Below are 11,213 nucleotides of genomic sequence, written 5' to 3'. Positions count from 1 at the left end.
GACAAAAACTGGTCAGTACGCGTCACGGTGTCCCCCGGTGCACGTCCTCATCGTGAAGCACCGGACAAGATCGTTGCGAACCGGACGAAAGGGCGGGTGGCCAGTGGATGTTCCGGCTGCGCGGCCCGATTCCGAGGACGCCCCGCCCACGCAGGCCTCCCTGCGCGGGCTGCGGGCCCGCTGGCGCACGGCCAGCCTCGCCGCCGGCTGGCGGTTTCCCAGCGACTGGGCCCTGCCCGAGGTCGACGCCGTCTGCGCGGCCGTGATGGCGAAAGGCCGCGTCGAAGCCGCCGAAACCGCGTTGGCCGGGCTGGCCAGGGCACGGGCGGCGGCCGGTGCGGGGCTCGCGGAAACCCTCGCCGACCTCGCCGCGCTGCACGCGGTGCTCGGTCACGGCAACGACGGGTTCGTCGCCCCGGACGTCGACGCCACCCCGGCGCGGCTGCTCCGGACCACCGCGCTGGCCTGGGCGGACGTCGCCACCGACCAGCTCGTGCACACCGAAGTGACCGACCCGCTCACCGGCCTCCCGTCGGCCGCCTACCTGCGGACCCGGCTCGAGGAGGTCTACCGCGCCGCCGCCGCGCGCGAGCGGCCGGCCGCCGACGACCACGTGCTGCTCGTCGTCTCGCTCGACCTCAGCGCCGTCGCCGGCTTCCCGCGGTTGACCGGGATGATCCTGGTCGCGGACGCCATGCGGTCGGTGTTCGACAGCGGCCAGAGCGTCGCTTCGCTGGGGCCGTCCGTCGTCGCGGCTCTGGTCCCGAAGGACGAGCGGGTCGCTTCACACGGCGTCGCGCTGCGAAGGGCGTTGCACGAGCGGCTGGCGGTCGACGCGCAGCTGGCGGACATCGGCAGGCCCCGCGTCTCGGCGGTGCGGCTGCCCGCCACCCACGAGCTCGCCTGCGACCTGATGGCCCACCTGGCGCGCGCGTAGAACACCGGAAAAGTCCGGTTTCGCCCGGACCCTTCCGACCGCGACCGGGCCGGTCATGATTTCCTGGTGCGGTGACCCGGACCGTACCCACCGACGTCGACGGCGAAGTCGCGGCCAGACGCCAGCACCGCCTGGCCCTGCGGAAATCACTCGCCCGGCTGTCCGTCCGCCCGCGGTCGATCCTGATCCTGTCGGTGATTCCGCTGGTCGCGATCGGGTACGGCATCTACGGCTGGCAGCACGGCTGGGTGCTCGGCGTCGACAGCGCGGTCTACCGGGCGGGCGCGCTGACGCTGCTGCACGGCGACTCGCTCTACGACGCCAACACCCTGCCCGACGAGCCGTGGTGGGCGCTGCTGCCGTTCACCTACCCGCCGACGGCGGCGCTGATCTTCGTCCCGCTCGCCGCGTTCCCGACGCAGGTCTCCTGGGGCCTGATCACGGCCGTCTCGCTGGGAGCGATGGCGCTGTCGATCCGGATCGCGATCGGCGCGTTGCCGCGTCCCGCCACCGACGGGCCGCGCTGGTGGGCCTCGCCCGCCCGCTCGACCATCGTGTTCTTCCTGGTCCTCCTGGCCCTCGAGCCGGTGTGGCGGACGATCTTCCTCGGCCAGATCAACCTCATCCTGATGGCCCTGATCATGCTGGACATGCTGGTCATCGGCGCCCGCGGCAGCCGGTGGGGCGGCGTGCTGGTCGGCGTCGCGGCGGCGATCAAGCTGACGCCGCTGGTGTTCCTCGGGCACCTGTTCGTCACCGGCCGGCGCATGGACGCCATCCGCGGGTTCGCGACGTTCGTGCTGCTCCAGGGCCTGATGTTCCTGGTCAACGCGCACGACGCGGCCAAGTACTGGACCGTCACGCTGCCGGACACCGGCCGGATCGGGCCGGTGCACTGGGCGGGCAACCAGTCCCTGAACGCGCTGATGAACCGGGCCACCGACCTGGCGCCGTGGGCGTCGAAGGCGGCGATGGGCATCGGCTTCGTGCTCGCGATCCCGGCGCTGTGGCTGCTGGTGCGCTTCCACCGCAAGGGCCAGGCGCTGGCCGCGCTGCTCGTCACCGCGTTCTGGACGCTGCTGATCTCGCCGATCTCGTGGACCCACCACTGGGTGTGGGTCATCCCGCTGATCGTGCTGCTGGTCTCGCGGCTGCCGAAGACCACCCCGAAGACGGCGTGGAAGCGCTGGGTCGGGACCGGGCTGGTGGGGTTCGTGTTCGTCAGCTGCGTGCTGCTGATCCTGCCGAACGGCCGCAACGTCGAGCTGCACTGGAAGGTGTGGCAGAACGTGCTGGGTGACGCCTACATCCTGATGCCGGTCGTGCTGGCGCTCGCGCTCGCGGTGCGCTGGGGCCTGCAGCGGCGGGCGCGGAACAAGGCCGCCCCGGACGAGCATGTCGACGTCCCGACCGGCGTCTGAGGCGCGCACCGGCCGCGTTCTCGCCGGGGTTCTCGCGCTCCTCGTCCTCGCCTTCGGGGTGGTCGGCTGGCTGGCGGGCTGGCACCTGGGCGCCGACAGCGCCGTGTACCGCGCGGGGGCGCTCACCCTGCTGCACGGCGACCCGCTCTACACGCGGGACGTGCTGACCGCGCTGCCGGACTGGGTGCGGCTGCCGTTCACCTACACGCCGGCCGCCGCGCCGCTGTTCCTGCCGCTCGCGCTGGTGCCGTCCGGCCTGGTCTGGGGCGTGATCGCGTTTTTGTCGGTGGTCGCCCTTATCGTCGTGATCACGGTGGTTTCGTCGTCGACGGGGCACGCACCGCTTCTGGGAAGAAGCTGGTGGGCGCTGCCGGCGGGAACGGCCATCGCGCTGGCGCTGGAACCGGTGTGGAAGACGCTGTTCCTGGGCCAGATCAACTTGATACTGATGGCGTTCGTGGTGCTGGACGTCCTGGTGCTCTCTCTTGGCGGGTCGCGCTGGGCGGGCGTTCCGATCGGCGTGGCAGCGGCGATCAAGCTCACCCCGTTGATCTTCGTGCCGCACCTGTTCTTCACGGGTCGGTGGAAGGACGGGCTGCGGGCACTGGGCACCTTCGTAGCGCTCGAAGCGGTGATGTTCGCGATCATCCCGGTCGACGCGGTGCGGTTCTGGCGGGATTCGGCGACCGACCCGAGCCGGGTCGGGTCGGTGCACTGGATCTTCAACCAGTCGCTCAACGGGCTGGTCAACCGGGCTTCGGCGCTGGCTCCCTGGTCGCTGGCGGTGGCGGTCGGGGTGGCGGCGGTGCTCGCGGTGCCCGCGGTGTGGCTGGTCGTGCGGCTGCACCGGCGTGGCGAGAACGCGGCGGCCCTGCTGGTCACGGCGTTCTACGGGCTGCTGCTGTCGCCCGTGTCGTGGTCGCACCACTGGGTCTGGTGCGTGCCGTTGCTCACGTTGCTCGTGGTCAAGGCGCGGTGGTGGGCCGCGACGGCGGTCGCGCTGCTGTTCGTCTCGCAGGTCGTGATGCTGGTGCCCAACGGCGGGGACACCGAATTCGGCTGGGGCCTGGGCTGGTCGGCCCTCGGCAACGGCTACGTGCTCGCGGCGGCGGCCGGGATCCTCGGGCTGGCGGCGCGTGAGCTTCGCCTGGTCCGGCGGTCACTCCAGGTGGTCACCGTCTAGTCTGATCGGCGCTATGGACAAACACACCGGTCTGCCCATCGTGGGCATGGTGGGCGGCGGCCAGCTCGCCCGGATGACCCACCAGGCGGCGATCTCCCTCGGCCAGTCCCTGCGCGTGCTCGCCGCGGGCGAGAACGAAGCCGCGGGGCTGGTCGCCGGCGACGTCACGCTGGGACACCACACCGACCTCGACGCACTGCGGAAGTTCGCGGCCTCGGTCGACGTGCTCACCTTCGACCACGAGCACGTGCCGGGGGAGCACCTGCTGACGCTGGCGGTGGAAGGTCACGTCATCCGGCCGGCGGCGAGCGCGCTGGGTTTCGCGCAGAACAAGCTCGTGATGCGCGAGATGATGGCCGGCCTCGGCGTGCCGGGCCCGGCGTTCGCCGAGGTGTCCACTGTGGATGACGTGGTGGCGTTCGGCGGCGAACACGGCTGGCCGGTCGTGCTCAAGGCGTCCACCGGCGGGTACGACGGCCGCGGCGTCTGGATGCTGGACACCGCGCAGCACGCCCGCGAGACCGTGCCGGAGCTCCTGGAAGCGGGCACGGCGCTGCTGGTCGAGGCGAAGGTGGCGATGCGGCGGGAGCTGTCCGCGCTCGTCGCCCGCTCGCCCTTCGGCCAGGGCGCGGCGTACCCGGTGGTCGAGACGGTGCAGACCGGCGGCATCAACACCGAGGTCCTCGCCCCGGCGCCCGGGCTCGACGACTCGCGGGTGCACGAGGCCCAGGACCTGGCGCTGCGGATCGCGGCCACGCTGGACGTCACCGGGCTGCTCGCGGTCGAGCTGTTCGAGACCGACACCGGGCTGCTGGTGAACGAGCTGGCCATGCGCCCCCACAACTCCGGGCACTGGACCATGGACGGCTCGCGCACGTCGCAGTTCGAGCAGCACCTGCGGGCGGTGCTCGACTACCCGCTCGGCCGGACGGACCTGGTCGCGCCCGCGTGCGTGTCGGCGAACGTGCTGGGTGCGCCGGAGCTGCCCGAAATGGGGCCGGACGAGCGGCTGCACCACCTGTTCGCGCGGTACCCGGAGGCGCGGGTGCACCTCTACGGCAAGCAGGAGCGGCCGGGGCGCAAGCTCGGGCACGTCAACTTCACCGGCGAGCGCATGGAGGACCTGCGCAACCGCGCGCTGCTGTCGGCGCACTGGCTGTCCCACGCCGTCTGGCTCGACGGCTACGAAATCCACTGACGGGAGAGGTCGGTATGGCGCCGCAGGTGGGCGTGATCATGGGCAGTGACTCGGACTGGCCGACGCTGGAGGCGGCGGGCGCGGCCCTGGACGAGTTCGGTGTCGAGTACGAGGTCGGCGTCTATTCGGCGCACCGGACCCCGCAGCGCATGCTGGACTACGGGACGTCGGCGGCGTCTCGTGGGCTGAAGGTGATCATCGCCGGCGCGGGCGGCGCGGCCCACCTGCCGGGCATGGTGGCGTCGGCGACGGTGCTGCCGGTGATCGGCGTCCCGGTCCCGCTGAAGTACCTGGACGGCCTGGATTCCCTGCTGTCGATCGTCCAGATGCCGGCGGGCATCCCGGTGGCCACGGTCTCGGTGGGCGGCGCGCGCAACGCCGGTCTGCTGGCGGTCCGCATCCTGGCGGCGTCCGACGAGGGCCTGCGCGCGAAGGTGGCGAAGTTCCAGGCGGATCTGGAGAAGCTGGTCCTGGACAAGGACGCGGCGCTGCGCGAGAAGACCGGTCACTGACCGGTCCGTTCGTGGCGTCCTGTCCGGATTGCCCTCCGGTGCCCGGGAGAACCCGCTAAGGTCCGGACGCCGATTTCCGGAGCGTTCGAGGGGCGAGACATGGCGGATTCCCGGTCGGACGGCGTCGCGGTGCCTTGGCTCGCCGGGGTGGTCCTGGCGGGCATCGGCGCCGGGCTGGCCGTCGTCGCGCTGACGTTCCCGTGGGTTGCGGCCCGGGTCGATTCCCGCTACCCGCCGTTCCCCTTGACGGTGACGAGCATCGAGCGGCAGGGCCCGACGTTCGCGGTGCTGCTGGTGCTCACGGCGATGGGCGCGGTGCTGGCGTTCTCGGCCGCGCGCCGCCGGGCCGGGATCCGCTGGCTGCCGGTCGTGGTGTGCGCGCCGCTGCCCGCGCTGGCCGCCCTGGTCGTCGGGCTGCGCGCCAACGCGGCCGACCTGCGCACCAGCCTGCCGTCCACCAGCGTGGACCCGGAGCAGCTGCGCCCGGACCTCCTGGTGACCGCGGCCCAGGGACTGGTGTTCTACACGACCGGCCTGCTGCTCATCGGGCTCGGAGTGGCCATCGCGGGCGCCCCCGCGGCAACCCGCATCCCGCTCGCGACAACCCCGGACGTGCCCCCGGCCCGGCGCCCACCGGTGCTCCGGCTGACGGCCCTGGTCCTGGCGGTCCCGTTGGTGGTCCTGTCCCAGGCACTGCCCTGGTTCGAGATCGACAACCCCGGCAACGAGCTCCCGGCGGTGGTCACGGGCTGGCCCGGGATCTACCGAGCCGGCCTGATCGCCATCTTGGTGCTCCTGGTGACCACGGCGGTGACAACGGGCTGGCCCCGAGCCACCGCACGCACAGCGGCCCTGTACGTGTGCGGTGGCCTGTACGGCGTGCTGCTGATCAACGCGTGGTTGCTGTGGGACCCGAGCGGCATGGCGGACCGCCTCAGCGCCCAGCGCACCGAGCTGGCACTGGGACTGGGCTTCTTCGCGGCACTGGCGACGGTACCGCTGCTGGCGATAGTGGTGGGACCGCGCATCACCGAGCCCTCGGACGGAGAGCCGACGGCCGGGTCGGCCCCAGAGCCCGGCCCGCACCCGGAGGCAGCACCGGCGCAGGGCACCGAGCCGACGGCCGGGCCGGGCGCGGAGTCCGGCCTGCACCCGGAGGCAGCACGGGCGCAGGGCACCGAGCCGACGGCCGGGCCGGGCGCGGAGGGGGCGGCCGGGCGGGCAGCCGGACCGGAAGGCGAGTCCGAGGCTGAGCCGGCGATGGTGCCGGTGCCGGAAGCGGAGCGAAAGCCGCAGGCCGAGCCCCAAGCCGAGCCCCGGGTGGCGTCCGCCGACAGCCCGAAGCAGAAAGGTACCCAGGCGTGACCCGAAAGCGGAAACCCGTCGTCGCCGGGCGGAGTACCACTCTTCGGCCCGCTCCGCGGCCGAATCGCGGACTTGCCTGGTGGCGGGGGCTTGGGCGGGCGCCGAAATGGCTTCTTGCCACCGTGACTCCGCTTGTCCTCGCCGTTGCCGTGCCCGGGGTTGCTCCGCTGGTCGCCGATCGGACTCGGGATCTGTTCTCGGATGAGGTCCTTTCCGTTCGCGGGGACAACCACCCGGAACTCGTTGCCGGGCAGTACTGGGCCACCGATGCCGTGCTCACCGGGCCCCCCTCGGGCCCGGTACTCGACGAAGTCCGGCAGCACACCCATGCCCAGCTGGGCACCTCCGGGCAGCAGGTGACCCTGGTAAGCCACCGATCGGGGCGGATCGACATCGAAACCATCACCGCCGTTGTCGAGGAGCGGCGGAAGCCGCTGGAGGGGACCGCCTTCGTGGCCGATCCGCAGGGCAGCGAGGAGACCGCTCTCGTCGAGTTCCGGCTCGATTCCGGTGCGGGCGTCGAGATTCCCGCCCTCGTCCCGGACGATGCCGCCGGTGCGCGGCCCTACCTCTCCGACGGCAAGATCCGGTTCGTCGAGCAGGGCAAGCCGGAGCACCTGGTGATCCGCGCGAAGACCGAACGGTGCTTCTGCCTGTGGCGCGTCCGCATCCAGTACTCCTACCGCGGTGACCGGCACACCGTCGTCGTGCCACCCGCCGGGCAGCCGGCCTTCGCGACGACCGCGTGGGGGCCCCACCGAGTCGAGTACAACATGCGCACCGAAGGCCCCCAGCGGTACGACTGCAAGACCTCGCCCGCGTCCTGCCGGTTCAAGCCCGCGTCCTAGTCCAGGTCGCCGATCAGCTGCTGCCTCAGCTCCCGCTTGAGCACCTTCCCCGCCGCGGACACCGGGATCTGGTCGACCACGTGCACCTCCCGCAAGCGCTTGTACGGCAGCACCTTCTCGTTGACCGCCGCCATCAGCTCGTCGGCGTCCAGGGATCCCCGGGGCACCACGAACGCCACCGGCAGCTCGCCGACCTCGGGGTCGGGACGGCCGACGACCGCGGCCGCCGCCACGCCCGGCATCGTGACGAGCAGTTCCTCGAGCTCGCGGGGGAAGACGTTGTACCCCTTGTACAGCAGCATGTCCTTCTTGCGGTCCACAATGGACAAGTAGCCGTCCGCGTCGAGGATGCCGATGTCGCCCGTGTGCAGCCAGCCGTCCACCAAGGCCGCCGCCGTCTCCTCGGGGCGGTTGCGGTAGCCGAGCATGATCTGCGGGCCGCGCAGGCAGACCTCGCCCTTCTCACCCGGCGGCAGCGAGTCCTCGCCGCCCTCGGCCGGGACGATCTTGACCTCCGTGTCGAAGATCGGCAGGCCCACCGAGCCGACCTTGCGCGTGCCCGACCGGTACGTCGGCGAGATCACCGCGCCCATCGTCGCCTCGGTGAGGCCGTAGCCCTCGGCGACCACCACGTCCGGGAACCGGGTGCGCAGCGCGTTGATCATCGCGTGGTTCATCGGCGCCGCTCCCGAACCGATCGAGCGGACCGAAGACAGGTCGGCGGTGTGGAACGACGGCGTCGCGAGCAGGGCCGCGAACAGCGCCGGCGCGCCGCCGATGCCGGTGATGCGGAGCCGTTCGGCGTCGGCGACGTACGCCGCCGGGTCGAAGCGCGTGTGCAGGACCAGCGTCGTCCCGGCGATCACCGCCGCGTTGAGGCCGCCGATGATGCCCATCGCGTGGAACCACGGCGTCAGGTTGATCGCGACGCCGGTGCCCAGGCGTGACGGCCACTCGTCCTCGCTGCCGAGCTGGTCGATCGTGACGTCGCCGCGCGCGTCGAGCGCCGGGACCGAGCCGGTGCCCCAGCAGGCGTGCTGGAGCGTGTTGACCACGACGTTGCGGTGCGACAGCCGCACGCCCTTGGAGCGGCCGGTGGTGCCGCCGGTGTAGGCGAGGTGGGCCAGGTCCTCGTGGAGGTTGAAGGCGACAGCCGGGGGAGTCTCCGGCTGCGCGGCGTGGAACGCCTCGAACTCGACGGCGCCCTCGGGCAGGCCGGCGGCCGGCTGGACGACGACGGTGAACCGCGCCGGGATCCGGTCGGCGACGCTCGCCAGTGCGCCCGCGACCGGGCCGAACGTCACCACGGCCGCGGCCTCGCAGTCGGTGAGCTGGAACGCGAGGTCGTCCGGGGGGAGCAGCGGGTTGGTCGGGCTGAAGGTGGCCCCGGCCAGCAGCGTGCCGTAGTAGGCGACGGGGAAGGCCAGGCAGTTCGGCAGGTGCAGCGCCACGACGTCGCCGCGGCCGATGCCGCGTTCGCGCAGGGCATTGGCGAAGCGGCAAGCGGCTCGGTGGGTCTCGGCGAAGGTGAGGCTGTGGCCGTCGTGGGCGAAGGCGGTCCGGTCGCCCCAGCGTGCGGCACCCGCCGCCAGGAGCGAACCGACGGGGACTTCGGGGTAGTCGAGGGAGGCGGGCAGACCGGGCGGCGGCGTCGGCGCGGTGAGCGGCATCACCCGACCATACGAATGGTGCGGGCCACGCCACAAGGACGACCCAGGTGAACGAGCGCTAACATCGATGGACCCCCTCCCGACGTTGCAGAGAAGGTGACCGGAAGTGACCGACGGCCTGTACCAGCTTGCCGAGGAGCACGAGGAGCTGCGGGCCGCGGTCCGGGCCCTGGCCGAGAAGGAGATCGCGCCGTACGCGGCGGAGGTCGACGAGAACGAGCGCTACCCGATCGAGGCCTACAACGCGCTGGTCAAGTCGGGTTTCAACGCCGTGCACATCGGTGAGGAGTACGACGGCCAGGGTGCCGACGCCGTCGGTGCCTGCATCGTGATCGAAGAGGTCGCGCGGGTCGACGCGTCGGCGTCGCTGATCCCGGCGGTGAACAAGCTGGGCACGCAGCCGATCATCCTGTCGGCTTCTGAGGACCTGAAGAAGCTGGTGCTGCCCTCGATCGCCTCCGGCGAGGCGTCGGCGTCCTACGCGCTGTCGGAGCGTGAGGCCGGGTCCGACACCGCGTCCATGCGTACGCGCGCCCGGCTCGACGGCGACCACTGGGTGCTCAACGGCACCAAGGCGTGGATCACCAATGCCGGCGAGTCTTCCTGGTACACCGTGATGGCCGTGACCGATCCCGAGGCCGAGAAGAAGGCCAACGGGATTTCGGCTTTCGTCGTGCACAAGGACGACCCCGGTTTCTCGGTGGGGCCCAAGGAGAAGAAGCTCGGGATCAAGGGGTCGCCGACCCGGGAAATCTACTTCGAGAACTGCACCATTCCCGAGGACCGGATCATCGGTGAGCCGGGTACCGGGCTGAAGACGGCGCTGCGGACGCTCGACCACACCCGGCCGACCATCGGCGCTCAGGCGCTGGGGATCGCCCAGGGGGCCCTCGACGCGGCGTTGGCGTACGTCAAGGACCGCAAGCAGTTCGGCAAGTCGATTGCCGAGTTCCAGGGCGTGCAGTTCATGCTGGCCGACATGGGGACGAAGATCGAGGCTGCCCGGCATCTCGTGTATGCCTCGGCCGCGGCTTCCGAGCGGGGCGACAAGCGGGCCGGGTTCATGGCTTCCGCTGCGAAGGCGTACGCGTCCGATATCGCCATGGAGGTGACCACGGATGCTGTTCAGCTCTTCGGTGGGGCTGGGTACACCCGGGACTTCCCCGTCGAGCGGATGATGCGGGACGCCAAGATCACGCAGATCTACGAAGGCACCAACCAGATCCAGAAGGTCGTCATGGCAAGGGCCCTGCTCAAGGGCTAGATTGATCTTGATCCGGTAGTTCGGGTGGCCCTGGTGGTCCATGATCAGGCCGCCTCCAGGCCGTCATCGGCACCAGGCCGCCCGAACATCGCGTCAACGGCCTGCCTCTCGCGTGTGGAACGTCGAGTTGTGAGTCGAGCTAGCCTGGCTTCGTGATCGTGGTCTGCTTCTTTCAGCTACTGGCTAAGTAGTGCTCGTATAGCAGCGCCTCGATCACCTGGTCGTTAACCATCTGGCAGAGACTAAGTACACGTTTGATGGTCTTTGGCAGGTCGTCCGCGCTGATGGGCTGAGGTCCGCCGTGTGCAATTCTGTGTCGCCTGCCACACAGCACCTCGTCGATAAAATTCTCTTTGGTGGCGTAGTAATCAAGGTAGTCTAGTGAGCATATAGACAGCATGCCGCGAAACTTCTTGGACGTCAGATTTCCAGTCTTCAGTAGAGTTTCTGGTGTTAAGGTAAACTTCTCGGTCGCGTGCCCGCGGACCGACTCTACAATCTCAATCGCGAGGGTGAACGGATTCTCGGCGGCGCTGACATTTATTCGGGTCGAGAGCATGGCCGCTCGCAATCCATCTCTGAGTTCGCCTATTGCTCTTTGTTGCCGACAAACTTCGGCTACATAACTTGTTAGTGCGAGCTTTATGAAGCCCTCCCAATGCGCGTAGGCCATTACGTGTCCGGCTCGGCGCAGTGTGGCCGCCTTGTTGCCGGCTGACGACTGGGCTGACAGATTAATATCCGACAGTTCGCGTCGACGTAGGGCTAACTCGCCGTCCAATTTCTCGGCTACTAGTTCCAATCTTGTTACCACT

At 70.3% G+C, this 11,213-nt stretch carries 10 protein-coding genes; 8 read left to right on the top strand and 2 right to left on the bottom strand.

The genetic code is table 11. The annotated features are described in order from the left end of the window. The first annotated feature begins 103 nt into the window (after positions 1 to 103). The 7 genes from ACLJQE_RS12625 (at position 104) to ACLJQE_RS12595 (ending at position 7,464) form a co-directional block, all read left to right on the top strand. A complete protein-coding gene (locus ACLJQE_RS12625) occupies positions 104 to 937 on the top strand; it encodes a GGDEF domain-containing protein (protein ID WP_410639371.1) in 834 nt (277 codons plus the stop codon). A 71-nt stretch (positions 938 to 1,008) separates the two neighbouring features. Further along, the gene (locus ACLJQE_RS12620; RefSeq protein ID WP_410639370.1) at positions 1,009 to 2,358 is read left to right on the top strand and encodes a glycosyltransferase 87 family protein; all 1,350 of its coding nucleotides are present in this window, start codon (positions 1,009 to 1,011) and stop codon (positions 2,356 to 2,358) included. After that, entirely contained in the window at positions 2,333 to 3,541 is a 1,209-nt protein-coding gene (locus ACLJQE_RS12615; RefSeq protein WP_410639369.1) for a glycosyltransferase 87 family protein, read from the top strand. Before ACLJQE_RS12620 ends, ACLJQE_RS12615 begins: the two co-directional genes overlap by 26 nt. A gap of 13 nt (positions 3,542 to 3,554) precedes the next feature. Continuing rightward, complete coding sequence (locus ACLJQE_RS12610) at positions 3,555 to 4,739, top strand: 5-(carboxyamino)imidazole ribonucleotide synthase (RefSeq protein ID WP_410639368.1); 1,185 nt, start codon at positions 3,555 to 3,557, stop codon at positions 4,737 to 4,739. A gap of 14 nt (positions 4,740 to 4,753) precedes the next feature. Next, positions 4,754 to 5,251 carry a 5-(carboxyamino)imidazole ribonucleotide mutase gene (gene purE, locus ACLJQE_RS12605; protein WP_410639367.1) on the top strand — a complete coding sequence of 166 codons (498 nt, stop codon included), beginning with the start codon at positions 4,754 to 4,756 and terminating at the stop codon, positions 5,249 to 5,251. Between the two features lie 99 nt (positions 5,252 to 5,350). Then, positions 5,351 to 6,616: a hypothetical protein gene (locus ACLJQE_RS12600; RefSeq protein ID WP_410639366.1), complete on the top strand. Its 1,266-nt coding sequence runs from the start codon at positions 5,351 to 5,353 to the stop codon at positions 6,614 to 6,616. A gap of 122 nt (positions 6,617 to 6,738) precedes the next feature. Further along, complete coding sequence (locus ACLJQE_RS12595) at positions 6,739 to 7,464, top strand: hypothetical protein (protein WP_410639365.1); 726 nt, start codon at positions 6,739 to 6,741, stop codon at positions 7,462 to 7,464. On the opposite strand, the gene ACLJQE_RS12590 is transcribed toward ACLJQE_RS12595, so the two are convergent. Continuing rightward, the gene (locus ACLJQE_RS12590) at positions 7,461 to 9,134 is read right to left on the bottom strand and encodes a class I adenylate-forming enzyme family protein (RefSeq protein ID WP_410639364.1); all 1,674 of its coding nucleotides are present in this window, start codon (positions 9,132 to 9,134) and stop codon (positions 7,461 to 7,463) included. The two genes, ACLJQE_RS12595 and ACLJQE_RS12590, sit on opposite strands and share 4 nt — an antisense overlap. A gap of 106 nt (positions 9,135 to 9,240) precedes the next feature. Here ACLJQE_RS12590 and ACLJQE_RS12585 point away from each other — a divergent pair, with 106 nt between their 5' ends. Beyond that, positions 9,241 to 10,398, top strand: a complete 1,158-nt coding sequence (locus ACLJQE_RS12585; RefSeq protein ID WP_410639363.1) for an acyl-CoA dehydrogenase family protein — start codon at positions 9,241 to 9,243, stop codon at positions 10,396 to 10,398. A 172-nt stretch (positions 10,399 to 10,570) separates the two neighbouring features. Here ACLJQE_RS12585 and ACLJQE_RS12580 read toward each other — a convergent pair whose 3' ends face one another. Continuing rightward, positions 10,571 to 11,212: an MAE_28990/MAE_18760 family HEPN-like nuclease gene (locus tag ACLJQE_RS12580; protein WP_410639362.1), complete on the bottom strand. Its 642-nt coding sequence runs from the start codon at positions 11,210 to 11,212 to the stop codon at positions 10,571 to 10,573. Position 11,213: the final 1 nt, after the last annotated feature.

It is taken from the genome of Amycolatopsis sp. lyj-346 (assembly GCF_046548975.1).
Classification (GTDB): Bacteria; Actinomycetota; Actinomycetes; order Mycobacteriales; family Pseudonocardiaceae; genus Amycolatopsis.
This window is presented reverse-complemented; position numbering and strand designations above follow the sequence as displayed.